The sequence below is a fragment of the Lysinibacillus sp. EB106-09-02-XG168 genome, assembly GCF_058791475.1.
The window spans coordinates 2,472,492-2,493,824 of sequence record NZ_JBYTDN010000003.1 but is presented as its reverse complement, the minus strand read 5'-3'; the positions used below and the strand labels follow the sequence as shown (position 1 = coordinate 2,493,824).

Annotated in this window: 19 protein-coding genes and 2 riboswitches; of the genes, 10 read left to right on the top strand and 9 right to left on the bottom strand. The window is 37.4% G+C overall.

The window, feature by feature from the left end; genetic code table 11:
- Positions 1-172 precede the first annotated feature (172 nt).
- Positions 173-955 carry a TSUP family transporter gene (locus AC3WSO_RS13060; RefSeq protein ID WP_492531335.1) on the bottom strand — a complete coding sequence of 261 codons (783 nt, stop codon included), beginning with the start codon at positions 953-955 and terminating at the stop codon, positions 173-175.
- 125 nt (positions 956-1,080) lie between these two features.
- On the opposite strand from AC3WSO_RS13060, the gene AC3WSO_RS13055 reads away from it, so the two are divergent.
- Positions 1,081-1,866 (top strand): TrmB family transcriptional regulator, encoded by a 786-nt coding sequence (locus AC3WSO_RS13055; protein WP_492531333.1) that lies wholly within the window; start codon positions 1,081-1,083, stop codon positions 1,864-1,866.
- 81 nt (positions 1,867-1,947) lie between these two features.
- Here the strand turns inward: AC3WSO_RS13055 and AC3WSO_RS13050 are convergent, their stop codons facing one another.
- The gene (locus AC3WSO_RS13050) at positions 1,948-2,319 is read right to left on the bottom strand and encodes a nucleotide excision repair endonuclease (protein WP_492531331.1); all 372 of its coding nucleotides are present in this window, start codon (positions 2,317-2,319) and stop codon (positions 1,948-1,950) included.
- Between the two features lie 194 nt (positions 2,320-2,513).
- Positions 2,514-2,624, top strand: a riboswitch (SAM riboswitch).
- A gap of 152 nt (positions 2,625-2,776) precedes the next feature.
- On the opposite strand from AC3WSO_RS13050, the gene metA reads away from it, so the two are divergent.
- On the top strand, positions 2,777-3,712 hold the full coding sequence (metA, locus tag AC3WSO_RS13045; protein WP_492531329.1) for a homoserine O-acetyltransferase MetA: 936 nt from the start codon (positions 2,777-2,779) through the stop codon (positions 3,710-3,712).
- Positions 3,713-3,850: 138 nt separating this feature from the next.
- Here metA and AC3WSO_RS13040 read toward each other — a convergent pair whose 3' ends face one another.
- From AC3WSO_RS13040 to plsY, 6 genes are all read right to left on the bottom strand, one after another.
- Positions 3,851-5,440, bottom strand: a complete 1,590-nt coding sequence (locus AC3WSO_RS13040) for a GerAB/ArcD/ProY family transporter (protein ID WP_492531327.1) — start codon at positions 5,438-5,440, stop codon at positions 3,851-3,853.
- Positions 5,441-5,478: 38 nt separating this feature from the next.
- Positions 5,479-5,712: a hypothetical protein gene (locus AC3WSO_RS13035; protein ID WP_492531326.1), complete on the bottom strand. Its 234-nt coding sequence runs from the start codon at positions 5,710-5,712 to the stop codon at positions 5,479-5,481.
- A 3-nt stretch (positions 5,713-5,715) separates the two neighbouring features.
- Positions 5,716-6,915, bottom strand: coding sequence for a Ger(x)C family spore germination protein (locus tag AC3WSO_RS13030; RefSeq protein WP_492531324.1), 1,200 nt, complete (start codon positions 6,913-6,915; stop codon positions 5,716-5,718).
- A gap of 14 nt (positions 6,916-6,929) precedes the next feature.
- Positions 6,930-8,477, bottom strand: a complete 1,548-nt coding sequence (locus tag AC3WSO_RS13025) for a spore germination protein (RefSeq protein WP_492531323.1) — start codon at positions 8,475-8,477, stop codon at positions 6,930-6,932.
- 127 nt (positions 8,478-8,604) lie between these two features.
- On the bottom strand, positions 8,605-8,895 hold the full coding sequence (locus tag AC3WSO_RS13020) for a HesB/YadR/YfhF family protein (protein WP_492531321.1): 291 nt from the start codon (positions 8,893-8,895) through the stop codon (positions 8,605-8,607).
- Positions 8,896-8,914: 19 nt separating this feature from the next.
- On the bottom strand, positions 8,915-9,517 hold the full coding sequence (gene plsY, locus AC3WSO_RS13015) for a glycerol-3-phosphate 1-O-acyltransferase PlsY (protein WP_492531319.1): 603 nt from the start codon (positions 9,515-9,517) through the stop codon (positions 8,915-8,917).
- 694 nt (positions 9,518-10,211) lie between these two features.
- On the opposite strand from plsY, the gene parE reads away from it, so the two are divergent.
- The 7 genes from parE to AC3WSO_RS12980 all read left to right on the top strand — a co-directional run bounded on the left by parE (position 10,212) and on the right by AC3WSO_RS12980 (position 18,595).
- On the top strand, positions 10,212-12,188 hold the full coding sequence (gene parE, locus AC3WSO_RS13010) for a DNA topoisomerase IV subunit B (protein WP_492531317.1): 1,977 nt from the start codon (positions 10,212-10,214) through the stop codon (positions 12,186-12,188).
- The gene (gene parC, locus AC3WSO_RS13005; protein WP_492531315.1) at positions 12,185-14,617 is read left to right on the top strand and encodes a DNA topoisomerase IV subunit A; all 2,433 of its coding nucleotides are present in this window, start codon (positions 12,185-12,187) and stop codon (positions 14,615-14,617) included. The genes parE and parC overlap by 4 nt, the downstream gene beginning before the upstream one ends.
- Positions 14,618-14,787: 170 nt before the next feature.
- Positions 14,788-14,898, top strand: a riboswitch (TPP riboswitch).
- Positions 14,899-15,071: 173 nt separating this feature from the next.
- Positions 15,072-16,067 carry an ABC transporter substrate-binding protein gene (locus AC3WSO_RS13000; protein WP_492531313.1) on the top strand — a complete coding sequence of 332 codons (996 nt, stop codon included), beginning with the start codon at positions 15,072-15,074 and terminating at the stop codon, positions 16,065-16,067.
- 1 nt (position 16,068) lies between these two features.
- Complete coding sequence (locus AC3WSO_RS12995; protein ID WP_492531311.1) at positions 16,069-16,362, top strand: thiamine-binding protein; 294 nt, start codon at positions 16,069-16,071, stop codon at positions 16,360-16,362.
- On the top strand, positions 16,359-17,129 hold the full coding sequence (locus tag AC3WSO_RS12990; protein WP_492531309.1) for an ABC transporter permease: 771 nt from the start codon (positions 16,359-16,361) through the stop codon (positions 17,127-17,129). Before AC3WSO_RS12995 ends, AC3WSO_RS12990 begins: the two co-directional genes overlap by 4 nt.
- Positions 17,107-17,856 carry an ABC transporter ATP-binding protein gene (locus AC3WSO_RS12985; RefSeq protein WP_492531307.1) on the top strand — a complete coding sequence of 250 codons (750 nt, stop codon included), beginning with the start codon at positions 17,107-17,109 and terminating at the stop codon, positions 17,854-17,856. The genes AC3WSO_RS12990 and AC3WSO_RS12985 overlap by 23 nt, the downstream gene beginning before the upstream one ends.
- Entirely contained in the window at positions 17,846-18,595 is a 750-nt protein-coding gene (locus AC3WSO_RS12980) for a TatD family hydrolase (protein ID WP_492531306.1), read from the top strand. Before AC3WSO_RS12985 ends, AC3WSO_RS12980 begins: the two co-directional genes overlap by 11 nt.
- A 230-nt stretch (positions 18,596-18,825) precedes the next feature.
- Here AC3WSO_RS12980 and AC3WSO_RS12975 read toward each other — a convergent pair whose 3' ends face one another.
- On the bottom strand, positions 18,826-20,244 hold the full coding sequence (locus AC3WSO_RS12975) for an aminotransferase-like domain-containing protein (RefSeq protein WP_492531304.1): 1,419 nt from the start codon (positions 20,242-20,244) through the stop codon (positions 18,826-18,828).
- Positions 20,245-20,357: 113 nt separating this feature from the next.
- Here AC3WSO_RS12975 and AC3WSO_RS12970 point away from each other — a divergent pair, with 113 nt between their 5' ends.
- Positions 20,358-21,281 (top strand): DMT family transporter, encoded by a 924-nt coding sequence (locus tag AC3WSO_RS12970; protein WP_492531302.1) that lies wholly within the window; start codon positions 20,358-20,360, stop codon positions 21,279-21,281.
- Positions 21,282-21,333 lie beyond the last annotated feature (52 nt).

Below are 21,333 nucleotides of genomic sequence, written 5' to 3'. Positions count from 1 at the left end.
CTCGAAAACGTGGATAGACGTCCAAAATCGTGGATAGAACGTTCAAAGTGATGGAAAGACCCTGCGAAGCGACGGATAGAACCCCGAAAATCGTAGAAAGAACTACTGAAACGACGAAAAGTCTCTCCGAAATGAAGGAGAGAATGCCCAAAAAAACAAAGACGCCGTAGAGCTAGATATCTACGGCGTTTTTTATGTAATCATAAGCATTTTTAGTGAGCAATGTAATCGTTACGATAATAAACAATACGCGAACAAAGCCGCTACCTTTTTTAATCGCCATACGAGAGCCTACAAATGCACCGGCAATTTGAGCTACACCCATCAGTAAACCGTAGACAAAATGAATTTGACCTAAGTAGGCGAACATTAAAAGGCCTGCAAAATTACTTGCTAAGTTTAAAAATTTGGCATTTCCTGCTGCCTTTAAAAAATCGAAGCCTATTAGTAAAAAGCTGAAAATTAAAAATGAGCCAGTTCCTGGACCAAGAAATCCATCATAAAAACCGATGCTAAATAACAATAGCATGAATAAAACTAAGTGCGTAAACTTTAAATTTTTGACCGAAGCTACTGAACCCCAGTCTTTTTTGAAGATTGTATAGACTGCAACAGCAGTAAGCATTATTAGCATAAGCGGTTTTAGTAATTCAGGGTTTATTAAATGTACTGTCCATGCACCAAAAAGGGATCCTATAAAAGCTAAAGGGAAGTATTTGATAACCGAACGTATTTCTAGCTGACCAGAACGATAAAAGGAAATGGTTGATGTTAAAGACCCCATTGTACCAGCAAGCTTATTGGTTGCTACGGCTGCTGCTGGATTTAAACCTGCAAACATGAGGGCGGGTAATGCTATTAAGCCACCGCCACCAACGACCGCATCTACAAAGGCTGCTAAAAATCCAAAAGATATTAATAAAATGACTACATTTAAATCTACTTCAAATAGCATGTTTACACCTCTTTAAATAGTTACTACTGAAATAGTAACTAAATTTCGTGTAGCTGTAAAGACTAATTTTTTCGTTGGCGTATCTTCATACCCTTCAACTATAATAGAGGAAATGGAGGGATTCGATGGAATTATTAATCGCCCAATTAAAAGAACTGGGATTCACAGAATATGAAGCAAAAGCTTATACGGCACTCGTACAAAATAGTCATGTTAGTGCTTATCAAGTAAGTAAAAACTCCGGTATCCCACGTGCAAGAATATATGACATACTTAATGTACTTGTTGAAAAAGGGTTAGTACTGAAAGAAGAAACTGCAGATCAAACGACATACTCTTCCATTCCTGTTGCTGTGTTTTTACAACAAGTTGAACAACGCTGGCAATCGAATTTCACGTCGATTAGTGATCAATTAGAAAAATTAGAAGTAAAAGAGCAGGAAGCGGAGCATAAGGTTGTTATGCTAAAAGGAAAAGAAGCAATCGTCAATTATTGTCAGTCGTTATTACAAAAAGCGGAGAAAAAAATATTATTATCAATGTGGGAAGATATGTATGAAAAATTGCGAGAAGATATACATGAGGTCTCTCAGCGTATTCCGGTTCATGGCATTACATTGTATGTGGATGAAAATGTTGCATCGATTGACCAGCATCGCATTACTCAATATACGAGAAATGCTTCCACACCACATTGGTTCATTCTCTCTGTAGATGGTCAAGAGATGATTTATGGTCACTCACCGTCCAATCAAGAAACGGCTTTTATAACAAATGACCCTGTGCATATTTATTTACTAGAGGATTATATATGGCATGATGTGCTTGTCAATCGATTGTTAAAGCGCGATGATGATATGGAGCTTGAGGAATGGATTACTAAAGAGCGTAAAGCTTTTTTTGTAGAGTGAAAATAATAAAAGAATCTACAAGCCATCATGTACAGATGGCTTGTAGATTCTTATTTTATTTGTTATATAAGATTTTTTATCTTAATAAAAAACTTTATCAACATTATATTTAGCACGGAATGTATTAACCGCGTATGTTTCGTAAATTTCACGTTCCATTGGATCATCTACTTCATATACTTCAATTTTGAAAACTTCATCACGGTGATTTTTCATCGGTGACACATTGTCTTCAAAATGCTTTTTAATACGTTGACGAATTTTACGTGCTTTACCGACAAATAATAGTTCATTCTGTTCATTGTAGAATAAGAAAATGCCGCCATTTTCACGTGTGATTTTATGGAAATCAATAAAACCGAAATACGGTGTGATTGGTACATCACCTGGCTTTAAATCTTGTTCGCGTTGGCGAATTACTAAATCTGGTTTTGGAAAATCAATTTTAATCAAACTTTTCACGTTCCTCTCTGTTACTAAAGGTATATGTTAACATAATTACAGCTTGTTTACCATAAAATATATGGACTTAGCTTCAATATTAGTTTTAAACAAATTACGGTATGACATGCATGGTTAATAACAAAATATTCTATGTATTGTTGATATTCTTAATTGTTCATGTTACAATTCTTCTTAATTAAATAATCTTATCAAGAGAAGTTGAGGGATTTGGCCCGATGACGCTTCAGCAACCTCTAACAAAAGTTAGAAAGGTGCTAATTCCATCAAAGGATTTGTCCTTTGAGAGATAAGAGTGAACGTGGTAAAAATCCTTCTCATTCTATCTCAAATGGAATGAGGGGGATTTTTTAATTTCATCGAAAAAAAACTTTACGCAAGGCCTATGTATGGAGACTAAGGCCAATAATGGGTTAACAGAGAGAAATATAAGAGAGGGGAATGCAAGATGCCAATTAATATTCCAAAAAACTTACCAGCTGGAGAACATTTACGTGAGGAAAAAATCTTCGTAATGGAAGAGGATAGAGCGAAAACTCAACAAATTCGTCCGTTAAATATTTTAATCTTTAATTTAATGCCAGAAAAAGAAAAAACAGAGCTGCAATTACTACGTTTATTAGGGAATACCCCGTTACAAGTGAATATTACATTTTTGAATACTGCTACGCATGAATCGAAAAATGTTAGTAAATCACATTTACAATTATTTTATACGACGTTCGATCAGATTCGTCATCGTCGCTATGATGGCATGATTATTACGGGTGCACCAGTAGAAAAAATGCCGTTTGAAGAAGTGAACTACTGGCAGGAAATTTCAGAAATTATGGACTGGTCCAAAACAAACGTAACATCGGTTCTACATATATGTTGGGGTGCTCAGGCAGCGTTATACCATCATTACGATATTGGCAAAATTGGGCTTTCTGCTAAATGCTCAGGTGTATATTCTCATGTCATTACGGATTTAACAGTTGATTTAGTACGCGGCTTTAGTGATTTGTTTACGGCACCACATTCTCGTTATACGTCTGTATCGATTGATGAAGTACGTAACCACCCTGATTTACGATTGCTCTCTTATTCAGAAGATGCTGGTGTTTTCATTGTGCAATCTAAAGACAATAAAAATATTATGATTACTGGTCACCTTGAATATGATGCGACAACTTTAGCGGATGAATATAGTCGCGATGTTGCGAAAGGATTAGATATTGAGGTGCCGGTGAATTACTTCCCTAATGATGATCCAGCAAATGAACCGATTAATACGTGGCGTGCCCATACACATTTGTTATTCTCGAACTGGTTGAACTACTATGTTTATCAAGAAACACCATATGAATGGGATTTTGTTGATCAAATTGAATATCATATTTAATGCCTTAGAAAAATGATGACCTTGATATTTTAGGGTCATCATTTTACTCATCTCCGTTCCGGCTTGGTGCTTTACAGGGGCGTCCAATGAGCCACTTTGCTTTTGGCAATAACCAGACTGCTGTTAATTGTCTGGCGATTATTTATTCTTATCACTGTTTGGCGTATTTCCGGTATCGCTATCATTCTGTGTAGAATTTCCGGTATCGTTTTCACTTTTACTTTGTGTAGTATTTTCGGCATTACTATTACTTGCACTTTGAGCAGGATTTTCATTATTGCTGCTACTTGTGCTTTGAGAATCATTCCCCCCATTGCTGTTACTATCACTTTGAGTAGAATTATCGATATTGCTGCTATTTGCACTTTGAGCAGAATTGTCATTATTGTTACTACCTGCACTTTGAGAAGCGTTACCGCCATTGTCGCTACCTGTATTTTGAGAAGGATTACCACCATTGCCGTTACAATCGCTTTGAGTAGAATTATTGTTATTACTCGTACTTTGAGCAGAATTGTCATTATTGCTACTACCTGTACCTTGAGAAGCATTCCCGCCATTGCTACTACTATCACTCTGTGTTGTATTTCCATTTTGATTTTGCGAACTACTATTACATTGCGTATTATTTCCTTGATTACCATTGATTTTACGAATCTTGGCGACAATTAATAATAGTAATGGTAATAAAATCATTAAAATCAAGGAAAATATAGGCCATATATCTCTATTGTAAATATCTGAATGAATAATATTCGGATGAACAATTTGTGAAATTCCAAGGATAATCATGCCGAGTGGAAAAATGAGCGGTCGATGATTTTTAATTTTACATAATTGTGCAATCCCGATAACGGCAGCATAAAAATACATAAAAGTTCTAATGAAAATAGTGATAATCCACATGGCGGCCATAATCACTTCAATACGCTGTAAAAAGTTACCGATTGAAATTCTTTGGGCTAATGCATAGCTAGGGTATGTCCGTGAAGCAGTATTTGTCGGGCCAAGGACAAGGATTGATAGTGTGATGATCATTATTAAGACAATTCCTCCCAAAATTGCGCCAATGTAAAAACCTTTTTGTGCAGATTTTTGGACGTTAACTGCGGAAGGGAAAATCATTAATAATACGACAAGTGGGAATGAAAAAAGACTTATAAAACGAATTATACTAAAGAATAATGATTTTTTTTTTGTTTCCAATATTGGCTGTATATTTTCAATCTGGATGGAAGGTGCAATAAAAACGACAAAGAAAATAAAAATTAATAAAAATATTGCAAATAGTATTTCTGCAGAACGGGCAAAAACCTCAATTCCTAAAAATGCAGCATAAATAATGATAATACTGAACAGAAATGCAAACGCCATCGTGGGCGTTTCTGGCATTATTTCCGTTTTCATGAAAATTCCAATGAAATATAATAATTCTCCGGCAGAAAGTAAAGATATAAGAATAAAGCCAATGGCAGTAAATTTTCCGAAAAAACGACCTAATATTTTTTCATTAGCTTCTACAAATGTAAGGGTAGGCGTTTTATTTCCTAAAGTAACGAAAAGCTTTAAAATAGGCAAACTTATTACGACACCAATGATCGCTGCAATCCATGCATCTTGCTTTGCTTCACTTGCTACACTTGCAGGGATAATTAAAATGGCTGTACCAATTGAAAAGAGAAGGGTAATGATCATAAATTGTCTTGAACTAATGATTTCTTTTTCCATCATGAACTACCCCTTTTTCTTAACATAATATTGCCTTATTACTTTGTCAGTGAGACGATGTAATCTTTAATAGGTGAAAAAATAAAGGTAATCAAGTCTAATGGGCTTGGAATTTTGATGTTTAATAAGATCGCAATATTTAATGCGGTACCAAGCAATAAAAAAATCGAAAAAATAACGAGCGTTTTCGTTTCTTTCTTTTTTTTTAATGTTGGAACGTAGGTAAAAGCGATAACAGCTGTAATAATTAGTATGAATATTGTCATGATCATAGCTTATTTTCCCTCCGGTTTATTCACTAATGAGTTTTCCATCGTTCCTAATCCTTGCGTGTTAACATGTACGTCAACTTTAACTGGTATCTCTTGAAATATGGTTAGCCAATCTTTTTTTATTTTTTTCCACTCTTTAGGATTTGTGCGGTGCAGTGCTTCGCCAAATCCAAAAATATCGACCCGATAACTTTGCTGAACTGTACTGATTGTTTTTTCGATCCGTTTTTTTATAAGTTCTTCCGTTTTTTTATCGATGTAGTGAATCGATTTTTCTTTTGTAAGGTCTATATCACATTCAACTTCTCCGACATTTTGGTTTACATCTATAGAAACATTGATTTTGGGAGATCCATTTTCAAATTTACCTTTTATTTTTGTCTTTGAGTGCGTAATTTCAGTGGATAACGTACCTTCGTTAGGGCAAGCAATAATTTCAATTGTACTTTCTATTTTGTCCTTTAAAAAACCTAGACTTCTACTCTCATCTTCTGTTAAAAGCCCAATGTATTTATCTTCTTTAAAAACAGCTAAGCCAGCATATTTCAAGACCGTAGAAGCCTTTGATTTTTTAACATTCCTTTCCTCCATTCCTACACTTTTATCTCCATGAATTTCAATAGCAGACATAACTACGCTTGTTTCTTTGGTATTTAAAGTATTAATTAATTCATCAATTTTAATGGATTGGGTTGTACCCCAAGATTTCTCCGACGTTCTAAGAGAATTTAGCATTTTAGTAGCTGGTACTTTTTCGATAGGTGTTAATACATTTAAAACTTCTTCGGCAGTTGCTTCATGAGCAACGATGACATCGAAATCATTTCTGAATTCATGATCTCTTGAAATTAAATCTAACGGCTTGCCCATTCCTTCCCTAGCTAATTCATCGCCGAGCACAACTATTTGAAGATGAGAAAAATAAAGTTTTCGAGCTGTTACGGTTGTCATTTTTCTAATGGCCTCAAAAACCGTTGCACCTTTTGAATGATAGGTAATAACTGGTGATCGTCCTGAAGCAGGCTGTTTGGAGGAGATTTCACCAGGAATTACAACTTGAACAGTTATGTCATATTCATTATCTACTTTATCTATTCCTAATGCTGCGACAATTGCTAATTCATTGAGTTCACGCTTACTCCAACACCCACTTAAAAATATAGTAAGAATCATTAGTAAACATAGTGCCTTACATTTTGACATAGTTTATTCCTCGTTTACACATTCTTTTGATTCCTTTTTTTTGCATTAAAATATTTATGCCCTCGGACAGTGTTTTTGTTACTAACTAAGCGTGGTCGAGTCAATAAAGCTCTACGCGGAAACAACACAAGTGCATCCTTTTGATCCTTTAAAATTAATGGGCCGAATGGACTTAAATATGGGACACCGAAAGTTCGTATGCTGCATAAATGTAGTAGGATGATCATCAGGCCAAACATTAAACCAAATAGTCCAACGATTGCTGATACGATCATTAATGGGAAACGAAGAGCACGAACTGTATTGGATAAGCCATAGGCAGGGAACAAGAAGCTACAAATGGCTGTTAAGGCTACAATAATGACCATTACTGCTGATACAACTCCTGCTTCTACAGCAGCTTGGCCGATTACTAATGTTCCGACAATCGACACGGCTGGTCCAATGGTTCTTGGCATGCGAAGACCTGCTTCTCTTAACACCTCAAAGGCAATCTCCATAATGAGTGCCTCAACAACGGCAGGGAAGGGGACTCCTTCACGTTGAGATGCAATACTGATCAGCATCGGAGTCGGTAGCATTTCTTGATGGAAGGTGGTGATTGCTACGTAAAGCGATGGTGCCACCAAGGCAAGGGCAATTCCAAAAAATCTCAAAATGCGTACAAGAGAACTAATCATCCAATGCTGATAATAATCTTCAGCTGATTGTAAAAAGGATGTAAATAATGCTGGCACAACGAGGACAAACGGTGAACCGTCCACTAAAATAGCAATTTTACCGTCTAATAGCTCACCAGCAATAACATCAGGCCGTTCAGAATTATAAATAGTAGGGAATATAGTGAATTTGTTATCTTGAATAAAATCTTCGATGTAGCCGCCTTCTAAAATACCATCAATATTAATACGATCTAATCGGGCTAGAACCTCTGCTACTATTTTCTCGTTGGCAATGTCATTGATATACATAACTGCAACTTCCGTTTTTGTTACTTCACCGACAATCCGGGTCTTGATCCAAAGATTAGGACTTTTAATTTTTCGACGGAGCAGGGCCGTGTTCGTACGTAATGTTTCCGTAAACGATTCCCTAGGACCTCTAATAACCGACTCTGTGGCTGGTTCCATAATGGCTCTATCTTTTGCACCTTGTGTACTTGTCACGATACCAGTTGAAGATTCATCTATTAAGATGACCGTATTACCCTTTAAAATAGAATTGTACAGTGCTGAAAAATGGAAAATATCATTCACATCGCCGGCTGTTAAACAAGAATCTCTCAAATATCGAATAATCTTTTCTATTTCTGTATCTTGATGATCTTCAATATCAAGCATTAGTTTATCAATCACCGAATTAGAAATGCTTATTTTATCGGATAAGCCATCTATATAAATGATTGCTAACGTATATTGTTCAGCTTTTCCAATCGTTATTTCTCGTATGACAAGGTCATTACTATTCCCAAGTGTGTTTTTAATCAACTTTAAATTTTGAGAAAGTGAACTATATAGTTGGTTGTTATTTTGGGAGGTATCAGCAATTTTAGAAATAGACATGTTCTTTCCTCCTCAAGTTTTTACATAAATATAGAATGTACAACTTTGAGAGAAGATAAACTAAGGTTGGAAGTGATTTCATAGAAAAAAGCAGTGTTCCTTTCGTATAAAGAAAGGAAACACTGCTTTATTTTGTATACGTATATTTTAGTTCGTCATTAGTAGCATCCACATCTACATTTAAATTGTGGTCATTGAAGAACCATAAATCTTTTTCATCAATATAGTAGGTCACATCGTCAATAACTGTCTTTACACCAATTTCGATTGGTTCTTCACGTGTCATACCAAGAGAAAAGCCTTCGTGAAAAGGACTGGAACCACCATATCTAGCATAAAAACGAATCGTATCTCCGGATTCTACTTCCATTTCTTGTTTAAACCATTGTAGGGCTTTATCTGTTAGTGTGATATTCATTAGAATGCTCCTCTCTTCGTTACAGCCATTTTACCTTTGGTTCAGTACCATTTTTAATGCGGGTAATATTTGCTCGGTGACGATACATGATAAAGGTAAATAAACAAGCTACTAAAATACCTAACGCAAAATCACCTGTAACAAAATAATAAACGATTGAATAAATAAGTGCTACTAAAGCGGCAATCATCGAAGTTAAGCTTACAATCTTCGTTATTTTTAATGTTACAACAAAAGCGATAAATAGTAAGATAAATAGAGGCCATGAATAACCTAAGAGAACGCCTGCTGATGTTGCTACCGCTTTCCCTCCGCGAAAACCTGCAAAGATAGGGAACATATGGCCAACAACGGCTACTAGTCCAAGAATTAGCGAGTGAATGGAGACGTCAGAGAAGACAGGAAGAGCTACAAGTAATACGGCTGCTGTACCTTTTAAGACATCCATAATTGTTACGACTATTCCCGCTTTTTTTCCTAAAATACGAAATGTGTTTGTCGCACCTAAATTTCCACTTCCGTGTTCACGAATATCCGTTTTATAAAAAATTTTGCCTACCCATAATCCTGAAGGTATAGAGCCGATTAGATAAGCACATAAAATAATAAGTCCATTTAGCATAGCTGGACTCCTTTCATTCATTGATTATTACTTGGTACTAATAATATGTAATAAATATTCTACACTTTTTCTCTACAATCTACAATGACATGAAGGAGATTTCTTCGTGTATCTTGAATTCATTATAAAAGATAACTATTTTTCAAGGATTTTAATATGTATTTGATTATATGTTAGGGTTTTTGACATGATTCATGTTGGCAGTATGAAAGCCCTTTCTAGAAATATAGGTAAAAAGGCAATTTTGTCAATCATCCATTCCTTTGGTAGAATAGAAGTCTATCTTTAATTTCTAGAGTAAGTTAGTATGAATTTTCAAATAGACAGAAGGAAGCTATGAAGTACTGTACTGTATATTTTGCAGTGGAATTTCAAATGCTTCTGTATGGAAGACCAAAACCTATACCGATCGGCATCGTTTTGAAATGAGAGAAATGACCAGAAGTTAGCCATATGTTGTTTTATTTATGGAACTAATGTTTATGATCCTGCGTCAAGGGAATAGGATAGTTAGTAATACATAATAATGCATATATTGCAACTTTTTCTTCCGGTAACATGCTCAAAACGACAAAGCTGTGAGGAAATTTTAAAAATTTATTGGGTCTGTCACTAGCTATTGACAGGAAATGCTATTATTATTAGGAAGAGAACATAAATAGAACATGCGTTTTGTTTTTTGGAGGGGAATTTTTTGGCGAATAAACAGTCACCAAGCGTCTATAATGATGACGCCATTCAAGTATTAGAAGGATTAGAAGCGGTACGAAAACGACCCGGCATGTATATCGGTTCTACAGATGGCCGTGGACTTCATCACCTTGTATATGAAATCGTAGATAATGCGGTGGATGAAGCACTGGCTGGCTTTGGTTCTCATATCATTGTCACTATTCATAAAAATCAAAGTATCAGCGTTCGAGACTTCGGCCGTGGAATGCCAACAGGTATGCATAAGATGGGGAAACCCACTCCCGAAATTATCTTTACTGTCTTACATGCTGGTGGTAAATTTGGACAAGGTGGCTATAAAACAAGTGGTGGCTTACATGGTGTAGGTTCTTCTGTTGTAAATGCTTTATCCACTTTTTTAGAAGTAACGATTCATCGTGACGGTAAAAAGTATCGTCAACGCTTTGAAAACGGTGGCCATCCTGTAACAACATTAGAAGCAATAGGACAAACAAAACAGACAGGAACACTTGTACATTTTCTACCAGATGACACAATTTTCTCTGTAACAAAATTCAATTATGATACACTTGCAGAACGTTTACGAGAGTCCGCATTTTTATTAAAAGGCTTAAAAATTGAGCTAATCGATGAACGCGAGGAAGGCAAAGGTGATGTTTTCTTTTATGAGAACGGCATTGAAGCTTTCGTTGCGTATTTGAATGAGGAGAAGGATGTCCTTCATCCTGTTAAGTATGTGGAAGGGATTCAAGACGATATTGAAGTAGAATTCGCCTTCCAATTCAATGATGGATACTCAGAAACAATCCTTTCATTTGTTAACAATGTTCGTACTCGTGATGGTGGTACACATGAAACAGGTGCCAAGTCAGCGTTAACACGTGTTTTCAATGAATATGCACGAAAAATTGGCCTGTTAAAAGATAAAGATAAAAACCTTGAAGGGACAGACATTCGTGAGGGCTTAGCTGCGATTGTTTCTGTTCGTATTCCAGAGCATTTACTACAATTCGAAGGTCAAACGAAAGGTAAGCTCGGGACTAGTGAGGCACGTTCGGCGGTAGATAGTGTTGTTTCGGAGCAAATTTTATATGTGCTTGAGGAAAATGCTGAATTGTCTGCATCTCTAGTGCGTAAAGCTATTCGTGCGCAACAAGTACGAGAAGCTGCTCGTAAAGCACGCGAAGATGCACGAAACGGCAAGAAAAGCAAAAAAGGCAGTACGATTCTTTCCGGAAAATTAACACCTGCACAATCGCGAAATGCGGCGAAAAACGAGCTGTATTTAGTCGAAGGTGACTCTGCAGGAGGTTCTGCAAAACAAGGGCGAGATCGTACGTTCCAAGCGATTTTACCATTGCGTGGTAAAGTTATTAATACTGAAAAAGCAAAGCTTCAGGACATTATGAAAAATGAAGAGATTTCAACGATTATCCATGCTATTGGTGCTGGTGTCGGAACAGATTTCTCCGTCGAGGATGCAGCATATGACAAAGTCGTGATTATGACCGATGCTGATACAGACGGAGCGCATATTCAAGTGTTGCTGTTAACGTTTTTCTATCGATATATGCGACCATTAATCGAAGCTGGAAAGGTATTTATCGCATTACCACCGCTTTATAAAATATCAAGAGGCACTGGTAAAAAAGAAGTGATTGAATATGCTTGGACCGAAAATGATTTACAAAAGGCCATTAAAAAAGTTGGAAAGGGTTACATATTACAGCGCTATAAAGGTCTTGGTGAGATGAATGCTGACCAGCTGTGGGATACGACGATGAACCCTGATACGCGTACATTAATTCGTGTAACGATTGAAGATGGTGCACGTGCTGAAAGACGTGTGACAACATTAATGGGCGATAAAGTAGAGCCACGCCGTAAATGGATCGAAGCTAATGTAGACTTCGGTATGGAGGATGATTCAAATATTTTAGAAAATGAATTCATCCAACAAGAGGAGGACCAAGCATGAGTAGTACGGAAAAGTATCAAGATTTACCTTTAGAAGAAGTAATGGGTGACCGTTTTGGTCGCTATAGTAAATATATTATTCAAGACCGCGCGTTGCCAGATGCACGTGACGGTCTTAAGCCTGTGCAACGACGTATTTTATATGCGATGTTTACAGAGGGCAATACGAACGATAAACCATTCCGTAAATCAGCCAAAACTGTCGGTAATGTTATCGGTAATTATCACCCACACGGTGACAGCTCAGTTTACGAAGCAATGGTGCGCATGAGTCAGGATTGGAAGGCGCGCCATATGCTTATTGAAATGCATGGGAATAACGGCTCTGTTGATGGTGACCCACCGGCAGCCATGCGTTATACAGAGGCAAGACTATCTGCTATTGCAGCAGAAATGCTCCGCGATATTGGCAAGAAAACCGTTGAATTTGTGCCAAACTTTGACGATCAGGATATGGAGCCGACTGTTTTACCAGCTCGCTTCCCGAACTTATTAGTCAACGGTTCAACGGGTATTTCGGCAGGTTATGCGACAGACATCCCACCTCACGCACTTGATGAGGTGCTAGACGGTGTTCTTATGCGCTTAGATAAGCCAAACTCCACTGTTGATGAATTAATGACCGTTATTAAAGGGCCTGATTTCCCAACAGGTGGCATCATTCAAGGTGTCGATGGTATTAAAAAGGCATATGAGACAGGACGCGGTAAAATCATTGTGCGCGCTCAAGCAGTCGTGGAGCCAATTAAAGGTGGCAAAGAGCAAATCGTTATTACGGAATTACCGTATGATGTCAATAAAGCAAATCTTGTGAAGAAAATCGATGAGCAACGCGTGGATAAACGACTTGAAGGAATTGCAGAAATTCGCGATGAATCAGATCGTACCGGCCTACGTGTTGTCATTGAGCTGAAAAAAGATGTTCCAGGACAAGGGATTTTACAGTACTTGTTTAAAACAACTGATTTACAAGTAGCCTATAATTTTAATATGATTGCTATCCATAATCGTCGTCCGACAATGATGACATTGCCATTGTTATTGGATTCTTATATTGCCCATCAAAAGGAAGTCGTGACAAACCGCTCTATTTATGATTTGCAAAAGGCTAAAGATCGTTCGCATATAGTTGAAGGCTTGATAAAGGCATTGTCTATTTTAGATGAAGTCATTGCAACGATTCGTTCGTCGAATGATAAAAGAGATGCAAAAACGAATTTACAGGCGAAGTTTGACTTTACAGAAGTACAATCAGAGGCAATCGTTAGCTTGCAATTATACCGATTAACGAATACAGATATTACAGAGCTTCGCAATGAACAAGATGAACTGAATAAACTGATCGCCAAGCTTGAAGGGATTCTTAATAGTGAAGCAAAGCTTGTACGTGTCATTAAACAAGAATTGCTCGACATTAAAAAACGCTTTGCAGAGCCTCGTCGCTCAAAAATCGAGCAAGAGATTGAAGAAATCAAAATTACGTTAGATGTCCTTGTACCAAGTGAAGAGGTCGTAGTGACTGTTACAAAGGATGGCTATATTAAGCGAACATCTACACGTTCACATGCAGCTTCAAACGGTCAGGATTTTGCCATGAAAGATTCCGATTATTTATTATATGAAGCACATTTAAATACACAGCATCATCTACTGCTGTTCACAAATCGAGGCAATTATATTTATCAGCCTGTCCATGAGCTACCTGACATTCGTTGGAAGGATCTTGGTCAGCATATTTCAAGTATTGTGCCAACCGGAGAAGATGAATCTATTATTGCTGTATATGGTTTTGAGACATTCGAACAGGCCAATACGTATATTTTAACGGCTACGAAAGATGGACAAATTAAACGCTCATCAGTAGCAGATTATGCTGTAACACGCTATTCCAAGCCGATAAAAACGATGAATGTCAAATCAGGCGATGAAATGATTTTTGCAAGTATTGTGACGGACGAGGTAGAACTAATGTTAACGACAGATACTGCCTATGCAATTCGTTTCCCAATCGAGGAATTACCAGTAACAGGTGTAAAAACAGGTGGCGTCAAAGGGATTACCCTGAAAGACGGAGAAGCATTAGTTGGCATCAATGTTTTACCGCCAGATGAAACGTCCTATGTGGCAATTGTTACGCAACGCGGTGCTGTGAAGAAAATGAATGTAGCCGAAGTAGAAATGACTAGTCGTGCAAAACGAGGCTTAAAAGTATTAACAGAGTTAAAAGCGAACCCGCATCGAATCGTGGCTGTAGTCAAGGTCACTGATGGGGAACAGCTAATGATTGAAACGGAAAAAGGTGTGCAAGAGTCCCTTGATGTACAAGCATTAACTCGAGCAGATCGCCATTCAAATGGCTCCTTTAAAGTGGATATAGCTACAGACGGTGCCATTTCACATGTCTTCGCGGTCAAAAAAGAAGAGAAATAACATTAGTTTTCTAGCCCAGCCCCTTTGAGAGCTGGGTTTTTTTATAAAATGAAACCAATCAGCTTTGTGCTTTTATGAGGCTGTTTAATAATAATTCAGCACTATCGGTAAACAGACCCTTGTCATTTTCGGATGGATATGGGTATAATAATCATCGAAAAGTTCATATGGAAAGAATGTGGGGGGGCTGGTAGTTGCCAGCTGAGATTGTGTCCGATAGACGCTGACCCTTTGAACCTGATTTGGCTCGTACCAGCGTAGGGAACATCAATTCAAAAAAGAAAGTTTTTGATACTGATTGTAAAACGTCTGGGAGGAATCCTAGACGTTTTTTATGTTTTCAGACTTTTATTGCATGGACAGGCTTTAGTGTAAACAGACCGTGAATACGCTTTTTTCTGGTAAACACTTTCAATCATGAACACTTTCACACTACTAACTTGGAGGATTCAGCATGAAAAAATGGTTATTGGTCCTAATGGTTGCACTTTTAACATTAGTGGGCTGTAGCGAAAAAGAGGCTAAAAAGGATGCTAAAGGATTAACAAAAGTATCGGTAGTTCTTGATTGGACACCGAACACAAATCATACAGGTTTATATGTAGCGGAAAAACTTGGCTACTTTAAGGAACAAGGTTTAGATGTTGATATTTTATTACCTGGTGAAACGGGTGCAGATCAGCTCGTGGCATCAGGAAAGGCTCAGTTTGGCGTAAGCTATCAGGAAGGGATTACGCAGGCTCGTGTGCAGGATGTACCTTTAGTATCGATTGCAGCGATTATACAACATAATACTTCTGGCTTCGCATCTACCGCATCAAAAGGTATTACGTCACCAAAGGATTTTGAAGGGAAAACATACGGTGGCTGGGGTGCACCGCTTGAAAAGGCTGTACTACAATCACTAATGCAAACAGAAGATGCGGATATTAATAAGTTAGATATCGTCAATGCAGGTGATTTAGATTTCTTCACTATGATGAAAAAAGATATTGATTTTGCGTGGATTTATTATGCATGGACAGGTATTGAAGCAGAACTTCGTGGCGAAAAGCTGAACATGCTTTATTTAACAGATTATAGTGAGCAGTTAGATTATTACACCCCTGTACTTGCTACAAATGAAAAAATGATTCAGGATAATCCTGAGACGGTAAAAGCATTTGTCGCTGCTGCAGCAAAGGGCTATGAATATGCAATAAAACACCCTAATGAGGCAGCTGATAGTTTACTAGAAGCGGTACCTGATTTAGATAAGAACCTTGTGCATAAAAGTCAGGAATGGTTAGCAGATAAGTATCAAGACGATGCTGCACAATGGGGCGAGCAAAAATTAGCTGTCTGGGAAAACTACGCGAAATGGATGGCTGACAACAAAGTTTTAGAGGGCGAATTTAACGCAAAACAAGCATTTACAAACGACTTTTTACCGAAAAAGGAGACAAAGTAATATGGCAAACTCTTTAATAAGTGTACAAATTATCCCGAAAACTGAAACATATGAGGATGTAATCCCGTTTGTCGATGCAGCGATTGCAGTGATCGACGCTTCAGGGTTGAAATATGAAGTTCATCCATTAGAAACGACAATGGAAGGCGAGCTTACGACTTTGCTGCAAATTATTGAAGAAATGAATGCCAAGATGATCGAGCTTGGCGCAATCAATGTCATTACGCAAGTGAAAATTTTATATCAGCCATCCGGTATTACAATGGATACGCTAACGGAGAAATACAAGGGATGAAGCAGGCTGTTAAACAAGGAAGGACGATAATTTTTATCGCCTTCCTCTTATTCATATGGGAACTAATTGTCCGTTTTGCTGATATTCCACATTGGCTTTTGCCTGCACCGAGTGCCATTTTGAAAGAGGGCTTTCAATCGTATGAGACGTTTGTGCCGCATGCTTTAGCTACTATCCAATTAGCACTTCTTGGTCTTGCTATCGGGATATTATGTGGGCTAACAGTTGCGGTGCTATTACATCGTTTTACGTTTATAAGGGAGCTATTTTACCCTATTCTCATTATGTCGCAAAATGTCCCAGTACTTGTCCTAGCACCATTATTAATCATTTGGTTTGGCTTTGGTTTATTGCCAAAGCTCATTATTATTTGTCTTGTGTGCTTTTTCCCTATTGTTATTTCGGCAATGGATGGTTTTCGTCAAACTTCGCCTGAGCTAAAGCATTATTTTGAGATGATAGGTGCTACGAAAGCCCAAACCTTTTGGAAGTTAGAATGGCCTTATGCGTATCCAGCGATATTTTCAGGCATTAAAATAGCAGCAACCTATAGCGTCATGGGGGCGGTTATTGCGGAATGGTTAGGAGCGAAAATGGGGATTGGTGTTTATATGACATTGGCACAGTCTTCATTTCGAACGGATCGTGTATTTGTAGCGATTTTCGCTATCGTGTTTTTAAGTTTATTATTATTTAGTGCTATTCGATTAATAGAAAAACTTGGTGTGAAGGGGAGAGGAAACTATGCTAAGCATTCAAAACATTGATAAATCCTTTGATTCCCTTCCAGTTATCCGTAATTTATCTTTTGAGGTGAAGGATGGGGAATTTGTAGCGATTATCGGTCCGTCAGGCAGTGGGAAAAGTACACTTTTTCAATTAATTGGTGGTGTTTCTTCTATTGATAAAGGTGCTATTTTATTAAACGGCACAGATATCCAGAAAAAAAGAGGGACGATTGGCTATATGCCTCAGCAGCCATGTTTATTACCGTGGCGAACGATCATAGAAAACGTCATGATGGTCGAGGAGCTTCATGGAAAACCTAATGTTAACGTTGCGAAGGAATGGTTAGATAAAGTGGGGCTCGCAACATTTGTTAATGCATATCCTAATGAGCTGTCGGGTGGTATGCAACAACGGGTATCGTTTATCCGTGCAATTGTCAGTAATAAACCTATTTTATGTTTAGATGAACCGTTTTCTGCACTGGATGAGTTTACAAGGCTAGAAATGCAGGTGTGGCTATTATCGATTTGGGAGAAATATCGAAAATCTATATTGTTCGTTACACATAATATTGAGGAAGCTCTATTTTTAGCTGATCGTATTATTGTACTCACAAAACGACCAGCGACGATGAAAAAGGAAATAAACGTACCTTTTGCAAGGCCAAGACAAGAAGAAATTCGCCATTCCGCTTCATTTACGGCATTGAAGCAACAATTATTCTCGTATTTAAAAGAAGAAAAGGATGAGGCGAATGTTGATTGATGCACATATTCATTTAGACAAGTATAAAGAAAACGACATAACTCCTTTGCTAGAAGAAGTGGAATATGTCATTGCCGTAAGCATGAATCTACTATCATGTGAGAAGACGTTGAAGCTGTCGAAAGCCTATGCAAAGGTAAAGGCGGCATTTGGCTTTCATCCTGAACAACCGTTACTTAGTAATGCGGAGGAAGAGGCATTATTCGATTGGATACGTCAACACGCTCATGATATGGTGGCAATTGGCGAGGTAGGGTTGCCTTATTATTTGAGGCGGAAGAAGGCGATTGATGATCATACGTATGAGGCTTTGTTAGAACGGTTTATTGTATTGGCAAAGGAATTAAATAAACCGATTGTGTTACATGCTGTCTATGAGGACGCGGCTATTGTTTGTGACCTGCTAGAAAAACACCATGTAACGAAAGCACATTTTCATTGGTTTAAAGGCGATGAGGGAGTGATTGAACGGATGATTCATAATGGGTATTTCATTTCTGTGACGCCTGATTGTACGTATGAGACTGAAATTCAAGATCTGATCAAAAAATACCCAATCGAGCTAATGATGGTAGAAACAGATGGACCTTGGCCGTTTGAAGGTCCTTTTGACAATAAACGAACATCTCCTTGGATGATGGATCATTCCATGGAGGTTATTGCTTCGATAAAGGGGCTTACAACAGAGGAAGCGGCGCGTATCATTACAAGAAATACGACAATATTTTATAATTTATAGCAAAAAACACAGCTGTTCATTTAGAGGGGCTGTGTTTTTTATAGTACCTGAATGGTTGATAAAATATTAGAATCACGATAGTCTACATTCAGTTACGAAGGTGTTCTATGGAACGTTCACTTAGCGAAAGTTTAAAAAGGGATCTATTTATTAACACAACTTTTGCAAAACAAAATAGGAAGGCAAGCTCTGAAATAGCTATGTAAAACCCTTAATCTAAAACTCTACCCTCACTTAGAAAGAGATTGTGCCACTGCGACAAACCTTTTTACCCCTTTCCTTAGTTGTTTTTCATTTGCATAAGAATAGCTTAAACGTATCCAGGATGATGGTTGTTTTAATGGATCACAAACTTGACCTGGCACGAAGGATATAGATTGTTCGATACATTTGGTTAATAATAATTCAGTCGGAATTTTATCTGGGAGTGCTACCCATAAGTTAAGACCGCCTTTTGGACTGGTCCATTTCCAATCTGTTACTGCTAGCTCTTCCTCCATGATTTCCTTTCGAATCTGAAGGGCGATCCGGATTTTCTCCAAGTGCTGCTGCAATCTTATTGATGAAAAGTAATAGAGAAAAATCTTTTGATTGAGAAGTGGAGAACCATTATCAGCTAACGATTTTACTACTAGTAGTGAATTCATTAACGATGATTGACAAATAACAGCTGCAATTCTCAAACCAGGTGAGATATATTTGCAAAAGCTTCGGATATAAATGACTGTACCAGCAGTATCATATGTGTAAATTGGTGGTGGTGGGGCATGATCAAAATATATGTCGTGATAGGCATCGTCCTCAATTAATAGACATCGATATTGTTCAGCTAATTCTACTAATTTTTTCCGCTGCTCAACTGAAACAGTATAACCAGTCGGGTTATGGAATGTTGGGTTGAGATAAAATAGACGTGGTTTATATTGTTTCATATATAATTCGACCTGCTGTAAATCGTACCCGTCTGGATGGATATCAACTGTTACAATCTGTGCCCCTTGTGCTCTAAAAGTATCAATCGCAGCACTATAGCTTGGACGTTCAAATAATACGACGTCTCTTGGCTTAATGAAAGTTTGGGCGATTAAGTGAATCGCTTGCTGTGAGCCAGAAGTGATTAACAGATCATCTGCACCCAGATGGGTTTTAAATTGGTTGATAAAATATTGAGTGAGTGTTTCACGTAGTTCTAAATCACCTTGCACAGTTGAGTAGGTTGCAAGTACTTTTGGATAAAGGTCAAACACTTTCTTCACGTAATCTGAAAAATAATGATTAGGCAAAAGATTTGGATCAATTAACGCCTGAGAAAAATGATAAGAAACAGGTGATTGATGGATTTCAGATAAATGATTTTTTTGTACGTATGCAGAAACAATTGGATTGTCAAGATCTAGATATTCAAGATTTTTCGTCACATTTGATTGGACAAAATAACCTGCTTTATCTTTTACATAAACTTTGTCATGTTGTTTCAATAATTGATAAGCCTTTAATACAGTTAATCGATGAACATTCATTTCAGATGCTAATTGTCGGACGGAGGGAATCTTTTCATGTTCTTTCCATTCTTTACGTTCTATTCTGTGCAGTACATAATCATAAACCTTTTTAAAAAGATAATCTCCATTTTGAATCGCTTTGCTCACATCGATTCCTCCTATTCAAGACGATTGTACCATGATCCAATCTAATCTGTTCTATCTTTTTCAATCTGTTCTACTGTCCTTCTTTTATGATAGAAAAAGAGGAGGAGTGTTATATGGTAATTGTTAATTATTTTCTCATGTGTTTGATTTTTGGAACGACATTTTTAGCGATTAAAATTGGTGTTGATGCAGGTATGCCTCCATTTTTATCAGCAGGACTTCGTTTTTTCATTGCTGGTTTGCTGCTATTTAGTTTTATGGTTTGGAGAGAAAAAACGACAATAGGGTTATTTTTTCGGAAAGAGATGTTTTTTACAGGAATAGGTTTAACCTTTGGGACGTTCGCCTCATTATACTGGGCAGAACAGTATGTGACATCAGGGATTGCAGCTGTTTTATCTGCTACAGGGCCAATGATGATCATCGTTATTCAGACATTCATAATGAAGCAAAAGGGAAACTGGAAATCATTCATAGGTTGTGGCGTCGGAGTCATTGGTGTCATGCTATTGATCTTACCTAGTTTTTCAATTGAGATTAGTCCCTTTTGGATGGTTGGTTGTTTCGCCATAATTTTAGGTGAAGTTTTTTACGCATCTGGAACGATTTATTCGAAGCATGTCATCCGAAAATTTGAAACGACCTCACCGATTGCTTTAAATGCGGCACAAATGATGCATGGTGGGATTTTATTAATCTTTTTATCATTTTTTATCGAGAATATTCAGTTTGATTACCTTTTAAGCCCAGCTTCAATTGGCTCTCTTCTTTATTTAACTATTTTTGGTTCAATGATTGGCCATAGCATTTATTATTGGCTAGTCTCACGGACAAATCCTGTTTTTCCTTCTACATGGCTGTATATCTCTCCATTAATTGCTGTTATGCTAGGTGTTATCTTCTATCATGAATATATTTCTTGGCTAACAGGTATAGGAACTTTGACGATTATTGTAGGAACGGTTTTAGTTAATTTCGAAACATTACGGAAGTTGTTTTGGGGGAAGGGGACTGTTCTTCAGAATATTAAAAATTAACTTGCTATTAGTGATACTTCGTAATTAATCTAATTATAAAGGAGTGTAAATT

Bases quoted from the DNA above. Each gene is read 5' to 3' on its own strand.
- AC3WSO_RS12985 (WP_492531307.1), top strand. From the start codon at position 17,107: ATGCTAAGCATTCAAAACATTGATAAATCCTTTGATTCCCTTCCAGTT.
- AC3WSO_RS13030 (WP_492531324.1), bottom strand. From the start codon at position 6,915: ATGTCAAAATGTAAGGCACTATGTTTACTAATGATTCTTACTATATTT.
- AC3WSO_RS13020 (WP_492531321.1), bottom strand. From the start codon at position 8,895: ATGAATATCACACTAACAGATAAAGCCCTACAATGGTTTAAACAAGAA.
- AC3WSO_RS13040 (WP_492531327.1), bottom strand. From the start codon at position 5,440: ATGGAAAAAGAAATCATTAGTTCAAGACAATTTATGATCATTACCCTT.
- AC3WSO_RS13055 (WP_492531333.1), top strand. From the start codon at position 1,081: ATGGAATTATTAATCGCCCAATTAAAAGAACTGGGATTCACAGAATAT.
- AC3WSO_RS12990 (WP_492531309.1), top strand. From the start codon at position 16,359: ATGAAGCAGGCTGTTAAACAAGGAAGGACGATAATTTTTATCGCCTTC.
- metA (WP_492531329.1), top strand. From the start codon at position 2,777: ATGCCAATTAATATTCCAAAAAACTTACCAGCTGGAGAACATTTACGT.
- AC3WSO_RS13060 (WP_492531335.1), bottom strand. From the start codon at position 955: ATGCTATTTGAAGTAGATTTAAATGTAGTCATTTTATTAATATCTTTT.
- AC3WSO_RS13000 (WP_492531313.1), top strand. From the start codon at position 15,072: ATGAAAAAATGGTTATTGGTCCTAATGGTTGCACTTTTAACATTAGTG.
- plsY (WP_492531319.1), bottom strand. From the start codon at position 9,517: ATGCTAAATGGACTTATTATTTTATGTGCTTATCTAATCGGCTCTATA.
- AC3WSO_RS12970 (WP_492531302.1), top strand. From the start codon at position 20,358: ATGGTAATTGTTAATTATTTTCTCATGTGTTTGATTTTTGGAACGACA.
- AC3WSO_RS12980 (WP_492531306.1), top strand. From the start codon at position 17,846: ATGTTGATTGATGCACATATTCATTTAGACAAGTATAAAGAAAACGAC.
- AC3WSO_RS13025 (WP_492531323.1), bottom strand. From the start codon at position 8,477: ATGTCTATTTCTAAAATTGCTGATACCTCCCAAAATAACAACCAACTA.
- AC3WSO_RS13035 (WP_492531326.1), bottom strand. From the start codon at position 5,712: ATGATCATGACAATATTCATACTAATTATTACAGCTGTTATCGCTTTT.
- parC (WP_492531315.1), top strand. From the start codon at position 12,185: ATGAGTAGTACGGAAAAGTATCAAGATTTACCTTTAGAAGAAGTAATG.
- AC3WSO_RS12995 (WP_492531311.1), top strand. From the start codon at position 16,069: ATGGCAAACTCTTTAATAAGTGTACAAATTATCCCGAAAACTGAAACA.